The organism is Micromonospora sp. NPDC047740 (assembly GCF_043204735.1).
In the GTDB taxonomy this organism is placed as follows: domain Bacteria; phylum Actinomycetota; class Actinomycetes; order Mycobacteriales; family Micromonosporaceae; genus Micromonospora.
The window spans coordinates 45,973-69,007 of the sequence record NZ_JBIDCT010000016.1; the positions used below are offsets into that span (position 1 = coordinate 45,973).

Annotated in this window: 20 protein-coding genes and 3 pseudogenes; 15 read left to right on the forward strand and 8 right to left on the reverse strand. The window is 74.1% G+C overall.

Going from position 1 to position 23,035, the window contains the following annotated elements:
• Positions 1–3: 3 nt before the first annotated feature.
• Positions 4–715: pseudogene (locus tag ACGF4F_RS26850) on the reverse strand (type VII secretion protein EccB); the annotation flags it as partial.
• Positions 716–1,109: 394 nt separating this feature from the next.
• Here ACGF4F_RS26850 and ACGF4F_RS26855 point away from each other — a divergent pair.
• Positions 1,110–1,873: pseudogene (locus ACGF4F_RS26855) on the forward strand (replication-relaxation family protein).
• 886 nt (positions 1,874–2,759) lie between these two features.
• Here ACGF4F_RS26855 and ACGF4F_RS26860 read toward each other — a convergent pair.
• A complete protein-coding gene (locus tag ACGF4F_RS26860) occupies positions 2,760–3,101 on the reverse strand; it encodes a hypothetical protein (protein WP_357445531.1) in 342 nt (113 codons plus the stop codon).
• Positions 3,098–3,265 carry a multiple cyclophane-containing RiPP AmcA gene (gene amcA / locus ACGF4F_RS26865; RefSeq protein ID WP_357445528.1) on the reverse strand — a complete coding sequence of 56 codons (168 nt, stop codon included), beginning with the start codon at positions 3,263–3,265 and terminating at the stop codon, positions 3,098–3,100. The genes ACGF4F_RS26860 and amcA overlap by 4 nt, the downstream gene beginning before the upstream one ends.
• A gap of 356 nt (positions 3,266–3,621) precedes the next feature.
• On the opposite strand from amcA, the gene ACGF4F_RS26870 reads away from it, so the two are divergent.
• Entirely contained in the window at positions 3,622–4,827 is a 1,206-nt protein-coding gene (locus tag ACGF4F_RS26870; RefSeq protein WP_393081696.1) for a helix-turn-helix domain-containing protein, read from the forward strand.
• Between the two features lie 10 nt (positions 4,828–4,837).
• The gene (locus ACGF4F_RS26875; protein ID WP_357441435.1) at positions 4,838–5,575 is read left to right on the forward strand and encodes a 5-formyltetrahydrofolate cyclo-ligase; all 738 of its coding nucleotides are present in this window, start codon (positions 4,838–4,840) and stop codon (positions 5,573–5,575) included.
• A gap of 231 nt (positions 5,576–5,806) precedes the next feature.
• Here the strand turns inward: ACGF4F_RS26875 and ACGF4F_RS26880 are convergent.
• Positions 5,807–6,043: pseudogene (locus tag ACGF4F_RS26880) on the reverse strand (type VII secretion protein EccB); the annotation flags it as partial.
• A gap of 255 nt (positions 6,044–6,298) precedes the next feature.
• Here ACGF4F_RS26880 and ACGF4F_RS26885 point away from each other — a divergent pair.
• The 6 genes from ACGF4F_RS26885 (at position 6,299) to ACGF4F_RS26910 (ending at position 10,746) form a co-directional block, all read left to right on the forward strand.
• Complete coding sequence (locus tag ACGF4F_RS26885) at positions 6,299–6,568, forward strand: metal-sensitive transcriptional regulator (RefSeq protein WP_357441436.1); 270 nt, start codon at positions 6,299–6,301, stop codon at positions 6,566–6,568.
• A 126-nt stretch (positions 6,569–6,694) separates the two neighbouring features.
• Positions 6,695–8,095 (forward strand): rhodanese-like domain-containing protein, encoded by a 1,401-nt coding sequence (locus tag ACGF4F_RS26890; protein WP_393081489.1) that lies wholly within the window; start codon positions 6,695–6,697, stop codon positions 8,093–8,095.
• A 91-nt stretch (positions 8,096–8,186) separates the two neighbouring features.
• Complete coding sequence (locus ACGF4F_RS26895) at positions 8,187–8,777, forward strand: rhodanese-like domain-containing protein (protein ID WP_357441438.1); 591 nt, start codon at positions 8,187–8,189, stop codon at positions 8,775–8,777.
• Positions 8,774–9,685, forward strand: coding sequence for a sulfite exporter TauE/SafE family protein (locus tag ACGF4F_RS26900; protein WP_357441439.1), 912 nt, complete (start codon positions 8,774–8,776; stop codon positions 9,683–9,685). Before ACGF4F_RS26895 ends, ACGF4F_RS26900 begins: the two co-directional genes overlap by 4 nt.
• Positions 9,624–10,232, forward strand: coding sequence for a class I SAM-dependent methyltransferase (locus ACGF4F_RS26905; RefSeq protein WP_357441441.1), 609 nt, complete (start codon positions 9,624–9,626; stop codon positions 10,230–10,232). Before ACGF4F_RS26900 ends, ACGF4F_RS26905 begins: the two co-directional genes overlap by 62 nt.
• A 232-nt stretch (positions 10,233–10,464) precedes the next feature.
• A complete protein-coding gene (locus ACGF4F_RS26910; RefSeq protein WP_393081494.1) occupies positions 10,465–10,746 on the forward strand; it encodes a hypothetical protein in 282 nt (93 codons plus the stop codon).
• An 18-nt stretch (positions 10,747–10,764) separates the two neighbouring features.
• Here ACGF4F_RS26910 and ACGF4F_RS26915 read toward each other — a convergent pair whose 3' ends face one another.
• The gene (locus ACGF4F_RS26915) at positions 10,765–11,769 is read right to left on the reverse strand and encodes a zinc-binding dehydrogenase (protein ID WP_357441640.1); all 1,005 of its coding nucleotides are present in this window, start codon (positions 11,767–11,769) and stop codon (positions 10,765–10,767) included.
• A gap of 277 nt (positions 11,770–12,046) precedes the next feature.
• On the opposite strand from ACGF4F_RS26915, the gene ACGF4F_RS26920 reads away from it, so the two are divergent.
• A complete protein-coding gene (locus ACGF4F_RS26920) occupies positions 12,047–12,760 on the forward strand; it encodes a spermidine synthase (protein WP_357441444.1) in 714 nt (237 codons plus the stop codon).
• Positions 12,761–12,823: 63 nt separating this feature from the next.
• On the opposite strand, the gene ACGF4F_RS26925 is transcribed toward ACGF4F_RS26920, so the two are convergent.
• Both ACGF4F_RS26925 and ACGF4F_RS26930 read right to left on the reverse strand, forming a co-directional pair.
• Positions 12,824–13,510 (reverse strand): DJ-1/PfpI family protein, encoded by a 687-nt coding sequence (locus ACGF4F_RS26925; protein ID WP_357441445.1) that lies wholly within the window; start codon positions 13,508–13,510, stop codon positions 12,824–12,826.
• Between the two features lie 30 nt (positions 13,511–13,540).
• Positions 13,541–16,780, reverse strand: a complete 3,240-nt coding sequence (locus tag ACGF4F_RS26930) for a heavy metal translocating P-type ATPase (protein ID WP_393081498.1) — start codon at positions 16,778–16,780, stop codon at positions 13,541–13,543.
• Positions 16,781–16,997: 217 nt separating this feature from the next.
• On the opposite strand from ACGF4F_RS26930, the gene ACGF4F_RS26935 reads away from it, so the two are divergent.
• From ACGF4F_RS26935 to ACGF4F_RS26945, 3 genes are all read left to right on the forward strand, one after another.
• Positions 16,998–17,195 carry a cation transporter gene (locus ACGF4F_RS26935; RefSeq protein WP_357441447.1) on the forward strand — a complete coding sequence of 66 codons (198 nt, stop codon included), beginning with the start codon at positions 16,998–17,000 and terminating at the stop codon, positions 17,193–17,195.
• Positions 17,196–17,214: 19 nt separating this feature from the next.
• Positions 17,215–18,294 (forward strand): flavin-containing monooxygenase, encoded by a 1,080-nt coding sequence (locus tag ACGF4F_RS26940; protein WP_393081502.1) that lies wholly within the window; start codon positions 17,215–17,217, stop codon positions 18,292–18,294.
• Positions 18,295–18,585: 291 nt separating this feature from the next.
• Entirely contained in the window at positions 18,586–21,603 is a 3,018-nt protein-coding gene (locus tag ACGF4F_RS26945; RefSeq protein ID WP_393081505.1) for a BTAD domain-containing putative transcriptional regulator, read from the forward strand.
• Between the two features lie 85 nt (positions 21,604–21,688).
• On the opposite strand, the gene ACGF4F_RS26950 is transcribed toward ACGF4F_RS26945, so the two are convergent.
• Positions 21,689–21,946 (reverse strand): heavy-metal-associated domain-containing protein, encoded by a 258-nt coding sequence (locus tag ACGF4F_RS26950; RefSeq protein ID WP_357441452.1) that lies wholly within the window; start codon positions 21,944–21,946, stop codon positions 21,689–21,691.
• A 139-nt stretch (positions 21,947–22,085) separates the two neighbouring features.
• Here ACGF4F_RS26950 and ACGF4F_RS26955 point away from each other — a divergent pair, with 139 nt between their 5' ends.
• Both ACGF4F_RS26955 and ACGF4F_RS26960 read left to right on the forward strand, forming a co-directional pair.
• Entirely contained in the window at positions 22,086–22,217 is a 132-nt protein-coding gene (locus ACGF4F_RS26955) for a hypothetical protein (RefSeq protein ID WP_274534593.1), read from the forward strand.
• Between the two features lie 32 nt (positions 22,218–22,249).
• Positions 22,250–23,035, forward strand: coding sequence for an ABC transporter ATP-binding protein (locus ACGF4F_RS26960; RefSeq protein ID WP_357441454.1), 786 nt, complete (start codon positions 22,250–22,252; stop codon positions 23,033–23,035).

The following is a 23,035-nucleotide window of genomic DNA, read 5'->3' on the forward strand; positions in this document are numbered from 1 at the left end:
TCATCAGGCCGGGGCCGCGGCCGGGTCGAGCGGGCCGCCGGCCGGCACCAGGCTGACCAGGCTGGCGGGCGGACGCCGGCGTAGCGGCGCCGGACGCGGCGACGGACTCGACCACCGCGCCGCGCCCCGGTTCGACCACCAGGTGGTCGCCAAGGCCCTTCGCCCGGTCGGCGTACCCGGGGCGGCCGAGAGGTCCGGCGGGGTGGCGCCCACCCGCACGTCGCGTACGCCGGTGTCGTCGCCGACCGGGGCGCAGAGCGCCCCGCCGTCCATGGCGGCCAGCCGGGGCGGCACCGCCGGCGGGGCGGTGGGCCCGACGGGCACCCGGTCGCGGAGCTTGGGCAGGGCGGCGAAGCGGCCGAGGGTGATCGGCTTCGGGGCGCCCTGGCCGGTGCCGGCGAGCAGCAGGGCGGCCGGGAGTTCGGTGTCTCCGGCCAGCCGTCCCGCTCGGCCACCGCGTACTGCCGGCCGCCGCCGGAGTTCCGGACGAGGTAGACGTCGCCGACGGTGGCGCCGGCGACCCGGTCGGAGATCGCACCGAGGCCGGGTACCGAGGGCGGGGCCCGGTCGGCGCCGGCCGGCACGGCGTGCAGCAGCGCCGGGGCCACCGGCACGGCCCCCGTTCCCGGGTCGCGGCAAGCGCGGCCAGCACCCGGTCGGTGTCGCGGAGCAGGTAGCGCCGGTCGTGCCAGAGCAGGTGCAGCCGCACCGACGGCGAGCCGCCGCTGCAGCAGCTCGCCCGCACGGCGATGAAGCGGCACATGAACTCACGCGGCCGCTGACCCCTTCGCTCGTTCGAGGGCTCGGTTGGGTGCGGCACTGGGGACTCGTTTGGGGGTGTTCACGAGACGAGACCCCACACGAGCCCCCTCCATCCGGCCTGTCAGGCGCCTGACCTGCCCAAACCCGGCCGACAACAGCACCGAACGCAAGATCAATTCATCCAGACTCCCTACGGGATTCTCTCTCCAGGGGTGAAACACACCTATGCCGCCACCGCGCTCTGCTGGCCTGCTAACCATCTACCCGCACATCATCACCGCGACCGCCTGGTGCTCCAACTGCTCGACTACCACCAGGGCCTCACCACCGACCAAATCCACCACATCGTGTTCCACGCCCGCCGGACCTGCCAGATCCGGCTCGGCGAATTGGCCGCCCTGGGCCTGCTGGACCGGTTCCGGTTCGCCCGCGACGGCGGCGGCACTGGACCCTCGGCCACAACGGGCGCCGGTTCCAAGCCGCCGCCGACAACCGGCCCGAGTCCACCGTGCGCGCGAGCCGCCAGAGGGTGCAGCGGCTGTCGGCCAACCCGCACCTGACACACCTGCTCACCGCCAACGAGTTCTTCGTCCGGCTCACCGCACACGCCCGCCAGCACGGCGAAGCCCGGTTCGACCGGTGGTGGTCCGAGTCGACGACCACCAAGCAGTTCCGGACCATCACCGCCGACGGGCACGGCCTGTGGAGCGTCGGCGACACCCTCGTGCGGTTTTGGTCGGAGGCCGACGCCGGCACCGAACCCCTGGTCCGGATGGTGGCCAAGCTCGACCGGTACGCCCCACTCCCCCACCGCGGCGGACCCCGCCGCCCGGTGCTGTTCTGGGCTCGGCAGCGAGCAACGCGAGGAACACCTTCACCGGCTCCTGCGCAGCTGGCGCGGCGATGCCCCATTCGCGACCGCCACCCACGCCACCGACCCCGCCGCAGCGGTCTGGTTCGCTGGCGGCGCCACCTGCCGGATCCGGCTCGCCGAGTTGCCCAGCGACCACGGCCAGCCCGTGGCGGACAACCCGAACTACGACGACGGCGTATTCGTGCTCTGACAAGCCCTGACGAATCCTGTCAGCCCAGGTCAGAGGCATGGTCGTGATTCCTGACAGGAGCGGTGCTGTCAGGTCACGAAGGTACGGTGAAGATTGCTTTCTTTCCCCCTCCCGCCGATCGTCGCCCGGTCGTCTGGGATCTCGCGATGCAACGCCGACGCCCGCTCCCAGCGGCCCTGGACCCGCAGGCCGAGCCACAGCCGGGCCGCCCGACCGAGCCCCCGGAGCCTGTGGAAAACCGGGCGGAAGCTGACTTCCCCCCGGCCGGGGACCGGGGGGAAGTGCAGTACCAGACGGCCGGAAGTGTGGTACCGAACGGCCGGAAGCGTGCTTCCGCCGAACCGTCCTTAACCGTCAATAACCAACAGGGCCCGCGCGCGCTTCGCGGCGCAGCCCTCCCCCCTCACCCGCCGCCGCGCATGCACACGCCACCGGGGCTCTCCAGCCGGCAACTGTGGCCCCTGTCGGTCTGAAGCCCTCGCTCGTGACCGACCGCCGCCTACGCCCTCGCCGCTGTCCTCCTCGGCGGGCCCACCGTCTTGGCCGCCTCCCATCGCCGATGCTGGCCACCTGGTCGACAGGCACCGAGGAGGCCGAGCCCGATCATCCGCGCCGCCGGCCGCGGCGATGCCAGTCCCGCCGCCGTCCGGTCCGAAGACGCCCCGGCCGGCTGGTCGCCCGAGACCGGGGCCGTGGCCGGGTCTGTCTTCTGGCCGGTCGCCCTGTTCGTGGCCGTGGAGATCCTGGCCCGAACCGCACGGCCGCCCGGCCGCCGATGGGCCGCCCTCCGGTTCGGTGGCCTCCTCCCAGTGGCAGCCGTGGTCGCCCTCGTCTCCTACCGACACCTGTCCGGCCCTCCTCGGCCACGCCATGGGTCGGGCCGGGCAGCGCGCGTGAGACCCAGGCCGGCCGGCTGGCGGCATCGGCGACCAGTCACGGTTCCTCGATTTCCATGCCCCTCGTGGTGGTCACACGGTAGGAGTTGGTGTGGCGGGAGGGCCAGCCGAGGAACCGGTCGAACATGTCAGCGGCGCTGCCCGTCTCGCTGGGGTTGAGCCGGTGCAGATCGTCGATCGCGTCGTGCAGGCAACTGGCCAGGTAGAGGAACAGGCTCACCGGGCTGCCGTGGTACTCGGCGAGGAGAGCGAGTTTCGCCGCCCCACAGGGCCACGGCTGCCCGCACCGGCGACACAGCCACAGCGGGCGCAGCGGCAGATGCTCCACAGGCTTCTCCGCTATTGGATGCCCCAAGACGCGGCGCTGCTTCCCCATCATCGGCGATCGCCTTTTGGGGCCTGCTGCTCAAAGAGCCGACGCCATACATGGGTGAGCAACGGCGGATCAGCGGGCCGCGTCTGGTGCCTCGCGGGAACGTGCGCAAGGGTTTCAGATCGCCAGGACTGGTCGTTCCTCGCGTTACGCGAGATGTACACGGTCATGCCGGCACCTCCATCCGAGTCGGTGAGCGGTGGGCTCGCCGGAGGAAAGGCGAGCCCACCGCCGCACCGCGGCGGCTGGGAGCAATCCGCCGGTCACCCACCCACGCAGCCCTCTTGGCAGTACGCAGGCGGGGCATCACCCGTACGTGAGCGGACATGCGGCGCGGCGGCAGCAACCCATGCGTGAGGCTGGCCTCGGATCGCCCTAGCTCTTCGGAACCCACCGCGCACCCCCACTCGAAAGTCGGGCTTAGTCGCCGCCCGCGTCTCCAACCAACCGGCGAGGGCAGGCGGTTCCCAGGGCGGCAATGACGCAGAACTGACGCATCCTCATTGCGCTACGCCGCGTGAGCTGGATGAATGGATTCGTGATGGTGAGCGGCGGAGGAGGGCAGCGCGTCGGCAAGCGCCGGTATCGGCTGGCCGAGCGCCGCAAGGCGATCGGCTTGAGCCAGGAACGCCTTGCCGAAGTTCTTGGCGTCGACCGCTCCACTATCGTGCGGTGGGAGCGGGCAGAAACTGATCCGCAGCCTTGGCATCGACCGCGCTTGGCTGCGTCTCTCAAACTGTCGGTTGAGGAGTTGGCTGACCTGTTGGTCGATGTCGGCCAGCCGCCGTCGCCGCCCAACGAGCGTCTCAACTATGTGCTGCGGAACCCCCGCCGCGTCGACCTGATCACCGTCGCGTACCTACGGGAGCGCGTACAGCACCTTGACGAGCGCTACGACCGGACACCTTCGACGCTTCTACTCGCCGAAGCGGGGCAACTGCACGGTCAGGCAACCTTCCTCCGTCAGCACGCCAGCGATGGCTTGGTTCAGCGTGAACTGGCCGCTGCAGTCGCCGAGTCCGCCACGCTGATGGGTCAGCTCGTGTGGGACACCTCTCAGCGTCATGACCACGCCGCCAGCGCCGCATACTTCGACCAGGCCATGCGCGCCGCGCAGGACACCCACGACGCGGTCACCGAGGCCAACGCGCTGCTCCGCAAGAGCTACCTCGCTCTATACGGCACCAAGCAGCCGACCGCTGGCATTGCACTGACCGCGCGCGCCGCCGCCGTAAGCCGCAACGACAGCCACGTGGTCGCGGGCCTCGCCCAGCTACACCGTGCCGAGGCACACGCGATGCTCGGCCAGACCCGGGAATTCTCCGATGCCCTTGGTGCCGCTGAAGACCACTTCGCCTCGGTAGATCGTCAGGATCCCGCCTCTGCCCTTTTCTGTCCCAGCCATCATGCGCGGCTCGCGGGCTCTTGCTGGCTGTCGCTGAGCAAGCCGGCGGACGCCATCACAGCCTTGGAGAAGGCCCGACAACTCATCGCCGCACGCCGCAAGTCGACCGCTGTCGTCCTCGGCAATCTCGCCCTCGCCAGCATCCTTCATCGTGACGTCGATGCCGCCACGTCCTACCTGCACCAGACCATCGAGGTCATCGAGCGAACGCGCGCGGGTGGTGGCCTCAACCTCGCCTTCGCCGCGGCCCGCCAGCTGCGTCCCTGGCGCGACCTGCCCTCGGTCCAGGACGTCAACGACCGACTGCTTACCCTCATGACGCCATAGGAGCAGCAGCGTGACCAGCATCGACCATGCCAAGCAGTCCGTTCGGCGGCGCGTCTGGGACCTCCTTGAACGCGAAAGCGCCGCACCACCCGGCGTTCATGGCCACATCCCCGACTTCACCGGCAAGGAAGACGCCGCCACCCAACTTGCCACGTTGGATGTCTGGAAGCAGGCACGAGTCATCAAGTGCAACCCGGACCGAGCCCAGCTACCCGTCCGAGTACGCGCCCTCCAAGAGGGCAAGCTGCTCTACATGGCGGTCCCGCGACTCGCCACACCGAAGCCCTTCTACCTGCTTGACCCGGCCGTTCTGACGGTCCCGTTCGAGACTGCCGCCACCGGCACCAGCGCACCGGACAACACCCCCACAGTCGCCCCCGACGACATGCGCCCCGTAGACCTGATCATCTGCGGCAGCGTCGCTGTCAGCCGGCGGGACGGCGTACGGATCGGCAAGGGTGCCGGCTACTCCGACCTCGAGATCGCACTCCTCACCGAGGCCGGACTCGTCACCAAGGGCACCGCCATCGCCACCACCATCCACCACACCCAACTCCTCGACGAGCAACTACCCCACGCAAGCCACGACTTCAACGTCGATCTCGCGATCACCCCCACCGAGGTGCTCACCTGCACGACTGATCGAGATCGACCGGCAGGCATCATCGGAAGAGACCTCCGTCAAGATCAGCTAGACAACATCCCTATTCTGCGCGGCGCAAGCTGGCACGACGCGCACAACCGGTAGTCGGGCCGGTCGGAACGAGTGGTCTCAGGTGTCAACGCTGGCTTGACCATCGGAACCTGCACCTCGAGCAGACGGCTGGGTCGAACCCCAGTTGCTGCGGGTCGCCGAGAGAGGCGATCACGCCGGTCGCGTGTGGACGTTGCGAACCGACGGATCCGCGGAGAAGCCCGTTACCGGCTTCACCGCCGGCGGGCCTCCTACCTGCTTAAGTTGAATGGGCAATACTTGGATCGAACCAGTAACCTCTTCGGTGTGAACGGTGGGGTCGCGCCAGGAACCGCCCCAGCCAGCGAATAGGCCGTGCAGGGCGACGCCACCGAGCGCGATCACGGCGACCAGCACACAGGCGAGGCCGGCGCCGGCCAACCGCCGGAACGGCGACCGCGCGGGCCCGTCTTCCACATCACCAGCGCGGCGACGCCCAACTGGACGATGAACTGGTACGAGCTGGTCCTGCCGCAACGGCATCGGGCCCCTCCGGGTGGATCGTCGGGGCACAGCGCTCCGTTGATGCCTCGGGACCCTCCGTGGCTACGGTGGCCGCAGACCCGGTCGAATCCGGCACCGGCCCCGTCCCGGGACGGCCGGTCGATTTCCGCCAGTGAATCGCGCCGCAGGACCCCGCGGACCCGGGGCGGGCCACCGACCGGGTGAGCGACCACACGACCGCGCGGTGGCAAGCGGGTACCCCCGGGGGTATGTTGGGAGCCGGGAGGTAACGCGATGAAGCTTCGGCCCGAGATGACCAGTGAGGCTCTGACCCGGCTCAAGCGGGCCCGGGGCCAGCTCAACGCCGTCATCGAGATGATGGAGAACGGCGAGGACTGCCGAGCGGCGTTGACCCAGCTCGCCGCCGTGTCCAAGGCGATCGACCGGGCCGGCTTCAAGCTCATCGCCTCCGGGATGCGGCACTGCGGCACCGCCCGCGACCGGGGCGAGCAGCCGGAGATGACCGAGGAGGAGCTAGAGAAACTCTTCCTCGCCCTGGCCTGACAAAAGAATTCGACGCCCACGCCGCCTCAGCGCGGCGTGGGCGGGTAATCGCGCCCGTAACCCGGGCCGAAGTCTGCCTCCCATATACCCCCGGGGGTATAAGAGGATGGGGAAGGAGAACGGCAAATGGCAGTCGAGGTGTCCGTCGTGGCGACGTCCTCGCTCGGCGACCGCAGCTACCTGGCCTCCGACGGACGGGTCGCAATCGCGGTCGACCCGCAACGGGACATCGACCGGATCCTGTACCTGGCCGGGGCGAAGGGGGTGCGGATCACCCACGTGATCGAGACGCACATCCACAACGACTACGTCTCCGGCGGGCTCGAACTGGCCCGGTTGACCGGCGCCCGCTATCTGGTGGCCGCAGCCGACGAGGTCGGCTTCGACCGGGTGCCGGCCTCCGACGGCGACGTGGTGCCCATCTCGGACGCCCTGCGCCTCCGAGTGGTAGCCACGCCCGGCCACACCTTCCACCACCTGTCGTACGTCCTCGACGAGGCCACCGACGGCGGTTGGCAACCGGCGGGGGTCTTCACCGGTGGTTCCCTACTGTTCGGCACGACCGGGCGCACCGACCTGCTCGGCCCGGAGCACGCCCACGAACTGGCCCACCACCAGCACGCCTCGGCGAAGCGGCTGGCCGACCTGCTGCCCGACGGCGCCCAGGTGTGGCCCACGCACGGCTTCGGCAGCTTCTGCTCGGCCGCCCAGGCCGACGCACCCGACTCGACCATCGGCCGAGAGAAGCAGGCGAACCCGGTGCTGCGGCTCGCCGCGGACCAGTTCGTCACCGAGACCCTGGCCGGACTCGACGCCTACCCGGCGTACTACGCCCACATGGGGGTGGCCAACCTCGCCGGGCCGGCCCCGGTGGACCTCACCCCGGTGACCCGGGCCGACCCGGCACAGTTGCGCGAGCGGATCGCCGCCGGCCAGTGGGTGGTGGACCTGCGGCACCGCAAGGCGTACGCCGCCTCGCACCTGGCCGGCACGGTCAGCCTCGGGCTGGACGGGCCGATGTCGACCTGGCTCGGCTGGCTGATCGACTGGGGAGTGCCGATCACGCTGCTCGCGGAGACGCCGGAGCAGGTCGCTGACGCCCAACGCGAGTTGGTCCGGATCGGCATCGACCGGCCTGCCGCCCAGGCCACCGGCACGCCCGAGCAGTGGGCGGCCACACCCGACCAGCTCCGGGCGCTGCGGACGGCCGACTTCTCGGCATTGGCCGCGGCCCACGCGGGCAACACGCCCGCCGGCCTGCCCGCGCCGGACGTGGTCCTCGACGTGCGGATGACCTACGAGTGGCAAGCCGGCCACGTCGACGGCGCGGTGCACATCCCGCTGCCCGACCTGCCCCGGCGGCTCACCGACGTACCGACCGGCGTCGTCTGGGTGCACTGCGGCTCCGGCTACCGCGCCACCGCCGCGGCGTCGCTGCTGGCGAACGCCGGCCGCGAGGTCATCGTGATCAACGACAGGTTCGACCGGGCCGCTACGGCCGGCGTGGCCATGGCCGGCAACGCCTGACCCGTACCCGAATCCGGCCGGCGCGTCCTGGCGCCGGCCGGTGCCCCACCCTGCCGCCAACCCATGGCGATTTGCCCCAGAACGAGGAGAGATGAGCGCTTCCGAGACCACCCGCCCGGCCACCCTGGACGCCGCCACGCTGCGCGAGCTGATCGACTCCGGGCGGTCTCCCCGCCTGCTCGACGTACGCACCCCGGCCGAGTTCGAGACCGCCCACATCCCCGGCGCCTACAACGTCCCGCTGGACCTGCTCCGGGAGCACCGTGCGGAACTGCGCAACCACCTGGCCGAGGAGGTGGTGCTGATCTGCCGCTCCGGCGCCCGCGCCGGGCAGGCCCACCAGGCGCTCGCCGAGATCGGCCTGCCGAACCTGAAGGTCCTCAACGGGGGCATGCTCGCCTGGCAGGCGACGAACGCGCCGATCAAGCAGGGTAGGCAGCGCTGGGACCTGGAGCGCCAGGTCCGGCTCGTCGCCGGCTCGATCGTGCTGCTCAGCGTCCTGGGTTCGGTGCTGGTGCCGGGTCTGAAGTGGGTCGCCGGGTTCATCGGCGCCGGGCTGACCTTCGCGGCGCTGACCAACACCTGCGCGATGGGCATGCTGCTGAGCAAGCTGCCGTACAACCGGGGCGCGAGCTGCGACCTGGACACCATCGTCGGCAAACTGCGCGACACCCGGTCATGACCGGCACCGTCGTCCTCACCGTCGGCCTCGCCGTCCTGATCGGGGTCAGCCTCGGCCTGCTCGGTGGCGGCGGGTCGATCCTCGCCGTGCCGCTGCTGGTCTACGTCGCCGGCCAGCCGGCGAAGGAGGCGATCGCCACGTCCCTGCTCGTGGTCGGCGCCACCAGCGCCGTGGCCCTGCTGCCGCACGCCCGGGCGGGACGGGTCCGTTGGCGGACCGGGCTGGTCTTCGGTGTCGCCGGGATGGCCGGCGCCTACGCGGGCGGCCGGTTGGCCGCGTTCGTCCCTTCGGCGTTCCTGCTCACCGGGTTCGCGCTGATGATGCTGGCCACCGCCGTCGCGATGATCCAGGGCCGGCGCGCCGCCGCGGGGCGGCCGGTGCCGCACGAGCTGCCGGTGCTCCGGGTCGTCCTCGACGGGATCGTGGTCGGGCTGGTCACCGGCCTGATCGGCGCCGGCGGCGGCTTCCTGGTGGTGCCCGTCCTGGCCCTTCTCGGTGGGCTGCCGATGCCGGTGGCGGTCGGCACCTCGCTGGTGGTGATCGCCATGAAGTCCTTCGCCGGCCTGGCCGGGTACCTGTCCAGCGTGCGCATCGACTGGGGGCTGGCGGTCGCGGTGACCGTCGCCGCCGTGCTCGGCAGCGTCCTCGGCGGCCGGCTCGCCGGACGCGTCCCGGCCGACCTGCTGCGCCGGGCCTTCGGCTGGTTCGTCGTGGTGATGGGCGTCTTCGTGCTCGCCCAGCAGCTCCCGGCGAAGCTGGGACCGGCGGTGGCCGCGATCGGGGCGCTCACGCTGGCCGGTACGGTCACGGTGGCGGTGGGGCGACACCGCCGAAGGAGGGGACACAGTGGACAGCAGCGCGTGGGACGCGCGGTACGCCGACACGCCGGATCTGGTGTGGGGCGCTGAGCCCAACCGGTTCGTCGTCGAGTCGGTCGACGGGCTCACCCCCGGCAGCGCGCTCGACCTGGCAGCCGGCGAGGGACGCAACGCGGCCTGGCTGGCCGAGCGCGGCTGGCGGGTCACCGCGGTGGACTTCTCGCCGGTGGCCGTCGAGCGGGGTCGCGAGCTGGCCGCCCGCCGGGGCGTACCGGTCGAGTGGCGGGTGGCGGACGTGACCACGTACCGGCCGGTGCCCGGCAGTTACGACCTGGTCCTGATCAGCTACCTGCACCTGCCCGCCGAGGACCTGGCGCGGGTGCTCGACGCGGCGCGGCAGTCGCTGCGTCCCGGCGGCACTCTGGTCGTGATCGGCCATGACCGGGCCAACCTCACCGGCGGCACCGGCGGCCCGCAGGACCCGGCCATCCTGCTCACCCCGGAGGCGGTGGTCGACGGGCTGGCCGGGCTGCGCATCCAGCGGGCCGAGACCGCCCGCCGCCCGGTGCCCACCGACGACGACGGCAGCGTCGACGCCCTCGACACGGTCGTCGTGGCGACCCGACCCGACGCCTGATCCGCACCGCCGGCCCGGCGGCTAGCGTCGGGTCATGGACGCCGACCGGCCGCCGATCCGGCCCGCCCTACCCGATCAGGTCCGCCCGGCGGGCGCCCCGGCCGCGGCTGGGACGACCGACGGCCCCATGCCGGGCGGCCCGGCGCCGAGGGAAGCCGGCACTACCCGTGCCCCCTCGGAGGCCCAGCCGAACGACGGCCGACCGGCGTCCTGGCGGCGACCACGTCTCGTCGTGGACGCAGTGGCGCTGCTGGCGGCCGTGTTCGCCGTGCTGGGCTTGATCGGCGTCGCCTGTGGTGGCTGGATGGCCGTGGACGCGTGGAACAGCCCCGAGGGCATGGCCGGGCTGGCCGCGTACGTCATGCTCATGCTCTCCGGCATGGTGGCCGTGGGGGCCACGACCGTCGCGGCGGTCGCCCTGTACGCGCGCGGGTCGAACCGCGTCGCGGCCGCTCTCTGCGCGCTCGTGATCGCCGGCGTGGTCGGGCTCTTCCTCCTGCGGTTGACGGCGTGAGGGCGGCGTCTCCCGGGTTCACGGGCGCAGGATCAGGCGGATCGGGTTGCCCTGCTTCTCCTGGACCCGGCGCACCGCCTCCGGCGCGTCGGCCAGCGACAGCACGTCGCTGACCGACGCGGACAGGTCGAGCCGGCCCAGCCCGGTGAGTGTCACCAACTGCCCGACGTGCTCGGCCTCGGAACCGTAGTGGCCGAGCACCGCCTGCCGGTTGTAGGTGAACCGGCTGTCCGACGGGATGCTGATCGGCTGGTTGGCGATGCCGGCGAGCACGAGCCGGCCGTGCCGGCCGAGCACGGTCAGGGCCTGTTCGCGGACCGCGGGGACGCCGGCGAAGTCGAACGCGACGTCGAGCCCCCGGGTGCCGACCAGCTCCAGCATGGCGTCCTTGAAGCCGCCGTCCTTCGGGTCGAGGGCCAGGTCCGCGCCGAGGGCGAGCGCCCGGTCCCGGGCCGCCGGCAGCGGGTCCACGGCGATCACCGGTGCCGCGCCGACCAGCAGCAGCAACTGCACCGCGTGCGCGCCGAGGCCACCGACGCCCCACACCGCGGTCGCCTCCGCCGGTCGGACCCGCCCGGTGTCGGTCACCGCGGCCCAGGGCGTGGAGACCGCGTCCGGAATGATGCATGCCTGCTCGAACGGGAGCAGGTCCGGGACGGGGACCAGGGTGTCCTCGCGGGCCAGGGTGTACTCGGCCCAGCCGCCGTCGTAGTCCACGCCGCGGGTGAGCACCAGGCCGAAGCGGTCCCGCTCCCCCGCCTGGAGCAGCACCCGCTGGCCCGGTTCCCAGCCCCGCACCCCCTCACCGAGCGCGTCCACGGTGCCCGCGACCTCGTGGCCGAGGGTCACCACGTCGCCGGGCAGGTACAGCGGGGTGAGGGTGCCGTCGATCAGATGCACGTCCGACAGGCATACCCCGGCGGCGGCGACCCGGATCCGGACCTCGCCGCGTCCCGGCTCGGGCACCGGGACCCGTTCCATCCGCAGGGCCCGCTCGGTCAGGTGCAGCCGTCCGGCCAGCATGTCCGCCACGCTCGGCTCCTTCCTTAGCCGTCCTCGATCCCGACGGCTCCAGGTCGCTGCGCGGCGACAGACCGGTATCCGGTCCGGAGCGCCGCCTGGCGGCGCGCAGGCCGCGTCCTGGCCGCCAGCCGAGCTGGAGTCGTCGTGGGCGTACCCGGGGTGGCCCGGGCGATGCCACCAGCGGCGGAAAAAGGGGGCCCGAGCCCGGCGGACGGCCGGGCCGGGCCGGACAGGCCGGTAACATCCGCCTCACGGAACCGGCGGAGAGGACCACCCGGTGGGCGCGCGATTCGAAGAACTGGCCTGGCGGGAGACGCCGATCGGTGAGTTGAGCCTGCGCCGGCGCCGCGAGCCCTCGCTCGACGTCGACGTGTACGAGGTGAAGCTCGACGACGAGTACCTGATGTCCAGCCTGTTCCCGGTCGCGGAGATCGAACTCGCCCGGCTCGGGTTGGCCACCCTGGCCGGGGACGCCTTGGACGTGGTGGTGGGCGGCCTCGGGCTCGGCTACACCGCGCGGACCGCGCTGGAGGACCCGCGGGTCCGGTCGCTGCTGGTGGTCGAGGCGATCGAGGACGTGATCGACTGGCATCGGCAGGACCTGCTGCCGTTCGCCGCCGGGCTGGCCGCCGACCCGCGTACCCGGTTCGTCCGGGCGGACTTCTTCGCGGCGGTGGACAGCGGGGCCGGCTTCGACCCGGAGTCGCCGGGCCGGCGGTTCCACGCGGTGCTGCTCGACGTGGACCACTCGCCGCGTCAGGTGCTGCACCCCAGCCACGCCGGCTTCTACACGGTGGACGGGCTGCGCCGGCTCGCCGCGCTGCTGCACCGCGACGGGGTCTTCGCGCTGTGGTCGAACGACCCGCCCGATCCGGCGTTCCAGCGGGTGCTCACCGAGGTGTTTCCGACCTCGGTGGCGCACGTCGTCCGTTTCCCCAACCCGCTGCAGCGCCGGGAGTCCGCGAACACCGTCTACGTGGCCCGGCACTGACCGGCCCAGGTCGTGCGGGCGGCTCCCGGCCGGCACGCCGGGAGCCACCCGCGGTGGGAGATCTCAGCCGAGCACCAGCGCGGGGTTCGCCCGCAGCGCGGCTACCACGGGGGCCGGCGCGGTCCTCGGCGACCCGGCGGCGTACGGGGGCTGCGGGTCGTACTCGATGCCGAGCTGGAGGGACTGGGCGACCCCGTCGCCGGCGATCCGGCCGGCCAGGGTGAGCGCCATGTCGACGCCGGCCGAGACGCCGGCCGCGGTGACGTACTTGCCGTCGACGACCACCCGCTCGGCGGTCGGCTCGGCGCCGAACGCGGGCAGCTGGTCCAGGGCCAGCCAGTGCGAGGTGGCCCGGCGGCCGGTGAGCAGCCCGGCCGCGGCCAGCAGCAGCGAGCCGGTGCACACCGAGGTGGTCCAGGTGGTGGTGGCGTCGACAGTGCGCAGCCAGTCGAGCAGCCGGGCGTCGGTCATCCGGGCGATCTGCCCGGGGCCGCCGGGGACCACCAGCACGTCCGGGCGGGTCACCTCGGCCAGGGTGGCGGTCGCCGCCAGGGCGAGACTGCCCACGTCGGTGGTGACCAGCCCGGCCGGCGACGGCTCCAGGTCGGTGCGCGGCGCCGGCCGTGCTGAGCTGGCGTCGTCGGAGGCGACGAAGACGGTACGGGCGCCGGGTAGCCGGCCGAGCACCTCGTACGGGCCGACGGCGTCCAGGGCGGTGAACCGGTCGAAGAGCAGGATGGCGATCTGCATGGGAGGTTTCCTTTCGGGCGGGACGGACGGTCAGCGGGCGTCGACGGTGAACGGGACGGTGATCACCTGGCCGTCGGCGCGGCGGAACTGGCCCCAGAGCCGGTAACGGCCCGGGCGGGGGAAGTCGACGTGCAGGTCGAGGTCCGGCCCGTAGGTCTGCCCGGGCAGGGCGAACACCGGCCGGCCGTCGGCGTCCTCGGTCTCGGCGTGCTCGTGGGCGAAGCTGTCGCCCGCCGCCGACATGACCACGACGTGCCCGGCGGCGGCGAGGTACGGCCGCAGCCCGGTCAGCGGCCGGCCGGTGGCCGCGTCGGCGAAGCGGTAGGTGAAGCGGCTGCCGCCGACCTTCGCGGTCCCGTCCAGCGTCACCTGCACGCCGTCGACGACCTGCTGCCGCCCGGACACCCTCGCCGGCTCGTGGATGACCTCGGCCGGGTCGCCGACCGCCACGTCGTGCCGCTGCACCACATCGGTCAGCTCGCCCTTGCGGCGGAACTCGGTGTGCACGATGTACCGGCCGGGGGTGGGGAAGGTGAGGGTGACGTCGAACTCACCCGGCCGGCCCGCCGGCTGCGGGTGGACGTGCGCGAAGCTGGCCAGGTCGTCGCGGACGGCGATCAGGTGCATCCACGCCTCGTGGCTGCGCCCCACGTCGCGGATCGGCCGGCCGGTTCCGGCGTCGGTGACCCGGACCCGCACGGTGGTGGGTCGGCCGGGCGCCACGTCGGCGGGCAGCCGGAGGTCGACCCGGAGCCCGGCGTCCGTGGCGGGCACCGGTTCGGTCTCGGCGGTCATCATGGTGCTCATCGCCGGCCGCATCGGCATGCCGGTGCCCTGCGTCCAGGCGAGCACCTCGTTCATGCCACGCGCGGCGGCGTCGGTACGGCTCAGCGCGGTGAAGCCGGCGCCGACGGCGAGCGCGAGCGCGGCCACCCCGGCCAGGTACGCCCACTCGCCGAGCCGGGCACCGAGCCGGGACTGCAGCGCGGCGGCGGTGTCCGGTCGGCGGAAGCGGCGCAGTCGCAGCGCGTTGGTGACCACGCTGACCGAGCTCATCGCCATCGCGGCGGCGGCGAGGGACGGGTCCAGCAGGATCCCCCAGGCCGGGTAGAGCACCCCGGCGGCCACCGGGATGAGCAGCACGTTGTAGCCGAACGCCCAGCCCAGCCCCTGCTTGATCGTGGTGACCGTACGCCGGGACAGGGCGATGGCCGAGACGATGCCGCGCAGGTCCCCGCCGACCAGGGTGATGTCGGAGGCGGCGATGGCCACGTCGGTGCCGGTGCCGATGGCGATGCCCAGGTCGGCGCGGGCCAGCGCCGGCGCGTCGTTGATGCCGTCGCCGACCATCGCCACCACCGCGCCCCGCTCCTGCAGGGCGGCGACCCGGGCGGCCTTCTCCTCGGGCCGGACGTCGGCGATCACCTGCGCGATGCCGACCTCGCGGGCGACCACCTCGGCGGTGACCCGGTTGTCGCCGGTCAGCATCCACACCTCCAGGCCCAGCGCCCGCAGCTGGTCGACCGCGTCGCGGGACTCGGGGCGCAGGGTGTCGGCCACCCCGATGACGCCGGCGAGCCGGCCGTCGAGGGCCACGAGCACCGGGGTGCCGCCGCGCGCCGCCACCGCGGCGGCCGCACCGGACAGCGGGTCGACGTCGACGTCGTGGGCCCGCATCAGGGCCGGGTTGCCGATGAGCACGTGCCGGCTGTCGACCCGCGCCTCGACGCCGTGCCCGGGCACCGCCTCGAAGGAGTCCGCCGCCGGTACGGCGAGGTCGCGGGCAAGGGCGTGCCGGACGATCGCCTCCCCGAGCGGGTGCTCGGAGCCGGTCTCGGCCGCGGCCGCGTACGCCAGCAGCTGGTCGACGTCGACGCCGTCGGCGGCGTGCACGGCGGTGACGTCGGGCCGGCCGCGGGTGAGCGTGCCGGTCTTGTCCAGCACCACCGTGGTGATCCGCCGGGCCTGCTCCAGCGCGTCGCCTCCGGAGATGAGGATGCCCAGTTCGGCGGCCTTGCCGGTGCCGACCATGATCGCGGTCGGGGTGGCCAGGCCGAGGGCGCACGGGCAGGCGATGATGAGCACCGCGATCGCGGTGCCGATGCCGAAGGTCAGCCGCCCGTCGTCGGGTCCGGCGACCGCCCAGACGCCGAAGGTGAGCAGGGCCAGCCCGATCACCGCCGGGACGAACCAGGCGGAGACCGTGTCGACCAGCCGTTGCATCGGCGCCTTGGCGCCCTGGGCCTCCTGGACCAGCCGGACGATCTGGGCGAGAGTGGTGTCCTGGCCCACGGCGGTGGCCCGCAGCACCACCGAGCCGGTCCGGTTGACGGTCGAGCCGATGACCACGTCCCCGACCGTCTTCGACACCGGCATGCTCTCGCCGGTCAGCATGCTCTCGTCCACCGTGGAGGCGCCCTCGGTGACCGTGCCGTCCACGGGCACCTGCTCGCCGGGGCGGACCCGGACCAGGTCGCCGACCACGACCTCGTCCACCGGCACCTCGGTCTCCACGCCGTCGCGCAGCACCCGGGCGGTGCGCGGGCGCAGCCCGAGCAGCGCGCCGATCGCCGCGCCGGTCTGCCGCCGCGCCCGGGCCTCCATCCAGCGGCCGGTCAGCACCAGCGCGATGACCACCACGGAGATCTCGAAGTAGACGTGCAGCGGCAGGCCGAGCCGTTCGGCCGCCGCCGGCCAGAGCGTGACGAAGGCGCTGTAGGCGTACGCGACGGTGGTGCCGAGGGCGACCAGGGTGTGCATGTTGACCCCGCCATGCCGGGCCGCCGCCCAGGCCGCCCGGTAGAACGGCCGGCCCGCCCCGAACTGCACCACGGTCGCGACGACCAGCAGCGCCGGCATCAGCCAGTCCATCGCGTCGATGGACAGCGGCAGGTACATCAGCACCATCATGGTCAGGCCGGTGGCCAGGGTGAGTTGCCAGATCCGCTTGAGGCGGGTGACCTCCCGCTCCTCGGCCCGCTCGGCGTCCTCCTCGGCCGCGTCGGGGAGCCCCAGCGCGCCGCCCGTTGAGCGGGGCTCGTCGGCGGGGACGGTGGCCGTGTAGCCGGCCCGCTGCACCGCCGCGGTCAGCGCCGGCGGGCTCACCCGGGCCGGGTCGTAGGCCACGGTCGCCGTCTCGGTCGCCAGGTTGACCTCGGCCCGCGCCACGCCCTCGACCCGGCTGAGCGCCCGCTCCACCCGCCTGACGCAGGACGCACAGGTCATCCCGCCGATGTCCAGCGTGCCGGAGACGACCGTCGGTGTCGTCATCGCACTGCTCCTCTCGTACCGGGCGCCGCAGGCGCCCTGGCTGGTTGCCGCCCGTCGTGCGGTCGGTGTCGCCACGCTCCCGGCCGCCGCTGTCCGCCCGCTGTCCGCGACCCGTCGGCCGGTCCGGGCGTGCGCGACAGGGCTTGGACAGCGCCCGCCGGCACGGTTCGAGCTGCCGGGCCGCCACAGGGCGGCCCACCGAACGAAGGAGCAACCCGTGCACCAGCTCGTGCTCTCCGTGCCGAAGATCAGCTGCGGCCGCTGCGTCGAGGCCATCCGGGAGGAGGTCGGCCTGGTCGCCGGCGTCCACGCCGTGGCGGTGGACCTGGCCACCCGCACCGTCCGGGTCGACGGCGACGCCGACCGGGCCGCCGTGGTGGCCGCCATCGGCGAAGCCGGCCACCAGGTCGCCTGACCGCAGGAGAGACGGACCGATGGACCTGGACACCGTGATCGTCGGCGGCGGGCAGGCCGGGCTGGCGCTCGGCCACCACCTGCGCCGCGCCGGCGTGCCCTTCGCGATCCTCGACGCGCATGGCCAGGTGGGCGACGCCTGGCGGCAGCGCTGGGACTCACTGACCCTGTTCACCCCGCGCCGGTTCTCCGCCCTGCCGGGCCTGCCGTTCCCCGGCGACCCGGACGGGCACCCCGGCAAGGACGAGGTCGCCGACTACCTCGCCGGCTACGCCGCGCACTTCGACCTGCCGGTCCGGCTCGGCTGCCGGGTCACCTCGGTCCGCCCCGGTACGGCGGGCGGCTTCACCGTCGACACGTCGACCGGGCCCCTACACGCCCAGCGCGTGGTGGTCGCCGCCGGGGCGTTCCACACGGCCTGGGTACCGGAGGTGAGCGGCCGGCTCGCGGCCGGCGTCACCCAGCTGCACAGCAGCGCGTACCGCAACCCGACGCAGCTGCCCGGCCGGGTCGTGGCGGTGGTCGGCGGCGGGAACACCGGGGTGCAGATCGCCGCCGAGCTCGCCGACCACGGCCGGCGGGTGGTGCTTTCCGCACCGGCCATCGGCCCGGTGCTGCCGCAACGCTGGCTCGGCCGGGACATCTTCTGGTGGTTCTCCCGGCTGGGCACCATGCGGCTGAGCGCCGAGAGCCGGCTCGGCGGGCGGATCGCGGCCCAGAACCCGATCATCGGCAGCGACGTGGCCGGGCTGCTGCGGCGGGTCGACCGGGTCGGCCGGGTGGTGGACGCCGCGGGGGACATGCTGCTGCTGGCCGACGGCGGGCGCCGGCGGGTGGACGCGGTGGTCTGGGCCACCGGCTTCCGCCCCCGCTACCCGTGGCTGGCGGTGCCGGTGACCGACCCGTCCGGCGCGCCCGTGCAGCGGCAGGGGGTGACCGACTGGCCCGGCCTGTACTTCCTCGGCCTGCCCTGGCAACGCGCCCGCGGCTCGGCCGTGCTCGGCTGGGTGGGCCGGGACGCCGAGGTGCTGGCCGCCCGGCTGGTGGCGGACCGGCGGCTGGCCCTGCCGCCCCGGCCGGCGCCAGCCGTCCCGGCCTGACCGTGCAACAACCCGACCGTCCCCCTCACCGCGCCGCATCCGGCTGTCCCGGGCCGACCGGCCGCCACCCGGCCGGCCAGCCGTCCGGGCCAACCCGACCGGCTTCCGGCTGTCCGGCCGGGTCGGCAGGCGGCTCCCCCACCCGGCGGGCACGCCCGGCGGCGGGCGGCGCATCGCCTTTCGGCCGATCGGCCGAGGGCCGGCCGGGACGTAGCATGGGGCCCGCCCGGGGGCAGCCACCCGGCGATCGGGGCGGGCCCCAGGGCCGACGCCGCAGCGGACGGGAGTGCGATGAGCGGGGACAGTGGGCCCACGGTGAGCTTCGGGGTGCTCGGCACCATGGAGCTCCGGGTGGCCGGCCGCGCCGCCGCTCCGCTCGCCCCGGCGGTCCGGGCCCTGCTGGCCCGGCTGGTGCTCGCCGCGGGTCGGGTGGTCTCCGCCGACGCGCTGGCCGACGCGCTCTGGGGCGACCAGCTCCCGGCCGACGCCACGAACGCGCTGCAGTTGCGGGTGTCCAAGCTGCGCCGGGCCCTGGCCGCCGCCGGGGCGGGCGGGGACCTGCTGGTCACCCGCGCCCCCGGCTACCAGCTCGCCGTCGCCCCCGATGCGGTTGACGCGTACCGCTTCGAACGGCTGCTGGAGCGGGCCCGCACCGCGACCACCGGCGACGGACCCGCCGCCGCCCTGGCCTGCTTCGACGAGGCGCTGGGGCTGTGGCGCGGGCCGGCCCTGGCCGACGTCGGCGACGCCGACTGGGCGCTGGCCGAGACCGCCCGCCTGGCCGAACTGCGCCTCGGCGCGGTGGAGGACCGGCTGGAACTGCTGCTGGACGCCGGGCGGCAGGCCGAGGCGGTCGCCGACCTGGAACGCCTGGTCGTCGCCCACCCGCTGCGCGAGCGGCTGCACCGGCTGCTGATGCTGGCGCTCTACCGGGGCGGGCGGCAGGCGGCGGCGATCACCGCGTACCACGCGCTGCGGCACCGCCTCGCCGACGAGCTGGGCATCGACCCGGCGCCCGAACTGCAGGCCCTCGCCGGGGCGATCCTGCGGCAGCAGGTGCCAGCCCCGGCCCCGGCGGCTCCGGCCGCCCCGTCCCTCGCCCGTGCGGCTGACCCGGCCGCCACGCCGCAGACCACGGCCCCGGCCGCGCGGATTCCCGCCCCCCGCGCAGCCGAGCGCGGCGACCTGCCCCGCCGGCTCTCCTCGGTCATCGGCCGGCAGGACGACGTGCAGCGCGTGCTGGACCGGCTGCGCGAGGCGCGGGTGGTGACCCTGACCGGCCCGGGCGGCGTCGGCAAGACCACCCTGGCGCTGGAGGCGGCACGCCACGCCGACGCCACCCTGGCCGACCGGCTGCACCTGGTCCGCCTGTCCGCCGTGGCCAGCGGGACCGACCTTCCCGAGGCGGTCGCCGGCCAGCTCGGCGTGGCCGCCGGCGGTCCGGGACCGGCCGCCACCGCGGCGCTCGTCGCCTGGCTCGGCGCCGGCCGGGCGCTGCTGGTGGTCGACAACTGCGAGCACGTCATCGACGAGGTGGCCGAGCTGGTCGAGCAACTGGTCGCCGCCTGCCCGGCGCTGACCGTGCTGACCACCAGCCGGGAGGCCCTCGCGGTACCCGGGGAGACCCAGCTCGCGGTGGCGCCGCTGGGCGTACCGGACGGGCCGGCCGATCTCGCGCGGCTCGGCGACAGCCCGGCCGTGGCCCTGTTCGTCGACCGGGCGCGGGCGGTCCGCCCCGGCTTCGTCCTCGACGAGGCGACCGCGCCGGTGATCGCGGACATCTGCCGCCAGCTCGACGGCATGCCGCTGGCCATCGAGCTGGCCGCCGCGCGAGTGAAGGCGCTGCCGCCGGCGGAGATCGCGGCCCGGCTGCACGACCGCTTCGCGCTGCTCACGACGGGGGCGCGGACCAGCGAGGCCCGGCACCGGACACTGCGGGCCACCCTCGACTGGAGCCACGACCTGCTGACCGAGGCCGAGCGGCGGCTGCTGCGCCGGCTGGCCGTGTTCCGGGGCGGCTGGGACCTGACCGCCGCCGAGCGGGTCTGCGCGTTCGACGGCCTGGCCACCGACGAGGTGCTCGACCTGCTCTTCCGGCTGGTCGACCGCTCCCTCGTGGTGCCGGACCCGACCACCGGGCGGTTCCGGCTGCTGGTCACCATCCGGGAGTACGCCGCCGCCCAGCTCGCCGAGGCCGGCGAGACCGCGGCGGCCCGCGACCGGCACCTCACCCACTTCACCGAGCTGGCCGAACGGTACGGGCCGCATGCCCGGACCGACGCCGACGCCTGGGCGCGCCTGACCGAGGAGCACGACAACTTCCGGGCCGCGGTCGACCGCTGCCTCGACCGGTCGGACGGGGTCGACGCCGGCCTGCGGCTGGCCGACGCGCTCTTCCTGTTCTGGAACTACGGACCCCGGTACGAGGGGATCCGAGCCCTGACCGCGCTGCTGGCCGCCGGCGGGGCCGCCCCGGCCGCCCGCGCCACCGCCCTGCAGCGGATCGGCCTGCTGGGCGTCTACTACCCCACCGCACAGACCCGGGCCGCCGCACGGGCGAGCCTGGCGGAGTTCGAGCAGCTGGGAGACCCGGCCAACACGGCGGTCTCCCGGCTCGTGGTGGCCTGGGAGGGCCAGTACGACGGCGACCCGGACGAATACCGGGCGATGGTCGCGCAGGCCCGCGGCGAGCGGGGCGACACCGACGACCCCTGGTGGCACGGGACGGTCTGCTACGTCGAGGCCCTGCTGGACCTGCGCACGGGCAACTTCGCGCGGTCCGCCGAGCAGTGGCGGTGCACCCTGGACCTCACCCGGCAGGCCGGGGACCGTCTCCTGCCCGCCGGGATCCTGGCGCACCTCGGCATCGCGCTGCGCGAGGCCGGCCGGCCCGACGAGGCGATCGCCGTCCTCGAGGAGGCGGCGACGGAGGCCCGGGTCAACCCCTCCCCGCACGCGCTGGCCTTCACCCTCGTGCAGCTGGCGCACACCCGGCTGGATCGCCGCGAGGTCGCGGGCGTGCCGGCGATGCTCGCCGAGGCGGCCGACACCGCCCGCCGCAGCGGCAACCCGCGCTGCCAGGCCTGGGCGGCCTGGGGCCGGGCCCGGATGGCGTACGCCGACGGCGACGCGGCCACCGCGTCGGACGAGTGCCGCCGGGCTGTGGAGCTGCTCAAGGAGCGTGAGTTCCCGTGGGCCCGGCGCCGGCTCTGGTCGTTGACGGCCGAGGCGGCGGCCGCCGACGGCCGGGAACCGGAGGCCGAGGCGGCCCGGCGGGCGGCGGCGGCCCTGGCACCGACGGCCCGCTGACGGAGGCGCCGGCCCCTGGCGGCGGGCCGTTGCGCACGGACGCCGGCTCGGGCGGTGACGGGGCGCTGACCACGGCGGCCGGGCGCTAGCCGGGACGGCGACACTCCGGGCCGGCGGGGCAGACCGCCAGGCCGGCGCGCTGCAGGGCGGCCGGGTCGACCTCGCCGCCCACGCGCAGCAGGCCGGCGTCGCCGTCGAAGTCCAGCGACACCACGCCGGGCAGGTCACTCACCCGCCGGCTGACCGCGCGTACGCAGCGCCGGCAGATGCCGGACGGCAGGGCCACCGTCACCACCCACGTCGGGTCCGCGGCGGGCGCCGCCGGGTCGTTCCGTTCCACCATGCCCGCCAGCCTGGCCGTGGCCGCTGGCGGCGGCCTGTCCATCCGCTGTCCGCCCCGGCGGAATCGACAGCCAGCGTCCGGACAGCGCGGCCGGCCAATCTCCTCCTGTCACCGATCCGCACCTGACCGAGGAGTCGCCATGAACCACCTGCTCGCCGCCGACCTGATCGAGCTGGAGCGCGCCGAGCTGGTCCGCCGGCTGCGCCGCGACCGGCACGTCGCCACCGTCCGCGCCATCCGCACCGAGGCGCGCCGCCGGGCCGCCCGCTGAGCCACCCACCCCCCACAAACAGGAGATCTACCATGACCACGAGCACTGTGATGTCGCCCCGCCCCACCTCGACCGCGGTCGCCGTGCAGGCCCGGGACGTCGTACGCACCTACGGTCGCGGCGCCGCCGCCGTCCGCGCCCTCGACGGCGCCACGGTGTCAATCCCGGCCGGCCGGTTCACCGCGATCATGGGCCCGTCCGGGTCCGGCAAGTCGACGCTCATGCACGCGCTGGCCGGCCTGGACACCGTCGACGCCGGGCAGATCCTGCTCGGCGGGACGGACCTCGGCCGGCTCAGCGAACGGCAGCGCACCCTGCTGCGCCGGGACCGGGTCGGCTTCGTCTTCCAGTCCTTCAACCTGGTGCCGACCCTGACCGCGCGGGAGAACATCCTCCTGCCGCTCACCCTGGCCGGCCGCCGACCCGACCCCGAGCGCCTGGCCCACCTGGTCGCCACGCTCGGTCTGGCCGACCGGCTACGGCACCGGCCCGGTGAGCTGTCCGGCGGGCAGCAGCAGCGGGTCGCGGTGGCCCGCGCGCTGATCACCCGTCCCGAGATCGTGTTCGCCGACGAGCCGACCGGCAACCTGGACTCGTCGGCGGCCGAGGCGCTGCTCGGCTTCCTGCGGCAGGCCGTCGACGACCTCGGGCAGAGCATCGTGATGGTCACCCACGACCCGCACGCCGCCGCGTACGCCGACCGGGTGGTGTTCCTCGCCGACGGCCGGATCGACGGCGAACTCGACGCACCGACCGTGCCGGCCATCCTGTCCCGCATGGCGCGCCTGGCCGCGCCCGCCACCACGGGAGCGAACTGA

Bases quoted from the DNA above. Each gene is read 5' to 3' on its own strand.
- ACGF4F_RS26885 (WP_357441436.1), top strand. From the start codon at position 6,299: ATGAAGCTTCGGCCCGAGATGACCAGTGAGGCTCTGACCCGGCTCAAG.
- ACGF4F_RS26870 (WP_393081696.1), top strand. From the start codon at position 3,622: ATGAATGGATTCGTGATGGTGAGCGGCGGAGGAGGGCAGCGCGTCGGC.
- ACGF4F_RS26890 (WP_393081489.1), top strand. From the start codon at position 6,695: ATGGCAGTCGAGGTGTCCGTCGTGGCGACGTCCTCGCTCGGCGACCGC.
- ACGF4F_RS26925 (WP_357441445.1), bottom strand. From the start codon at position 13,510: ATGCAGATCGCCATCCTGCTCTTCGACCGGTTCACCGCCCTGGACGCC.
- ACGF4F_RS26930 (WP_393081498.1), bottom strand. From the start codon at position 16,780: ATGACGACACCGACGGTCGTCTCCGGCACGCTGGACATCGGCGGGATG.
- ACGF4F_RS26950 (WP_357441452.1), bottom strand. From the start codon at position 21,946: ATGGTGGAACGGAACGACCCGGCGGCGCCCGCCGCGGACCCGACGTGG.
- ACGF4F_RS26895 (WP_357441438.1), top strand. From the start codon at position 8,187: ATGAGCGCTTCCGAGACCACCCGCCCGGCCACCCTGGACGCCGCCACG.
- ACGF4F_RS26960 (WP_357441454.1), top strand. From the start codon at position 22,250: ATGACCACGAGCACTGTGATGTCGCCCCGCCCCACCTCGACCGCGGTC.
- ACGF4F_RS26955 (WP_274534593.1), top strand. From the start codon at position 22,086: ATGAACCACCTGCTCGCCGCCGACCTGATCGAGCTGGAGCGCGCCGAG.
- ACGF4F_RS26860 (WP_357445531.1), bottom strand. From the start codon at position 3,101: ATGATGGGGAAGCAGCGCCGCGTCTTGGGGCATCCAATAGCGGAGAAG.
- ACGF4F_RS26900 (WP_357441439.1), top strand. From the start codon at position 8,774: ATGACCGGCACCGTCGTCCTCACCGTCGGCCTCGCCGTCCTGATCGGG.
- ACGF4F_RS26915 (WP_357441640.1), bottom strand. From the start codon at position 11,769: ATGCTGGCCGGACGGCTGCACCTGACCGAGCGGGCCCTGCGGATGGAA.
- ACGF4F_RS26945 (WP_393081505.1), top strand. From the start codon at position 18,586: ATGAGCGGGGACAGTGGGCCCACGGTGAGCTTCGGGGTGCTCGGCACC.
- ACGF4F_RS26940 (WP_393081502.1), top strand. From the start codon at position 17,215: ATGGACCTGGACACCGTGATCGTCGGCGGCGGGCAGGCCGGGCTGGCG.
- amcA (WP_357445528.1), bottom strand. From the start codon at position 3,265: ATGACCGTGTACATCTCGCGTAACGCGAGGAACGACCAGTCCTGGCGA.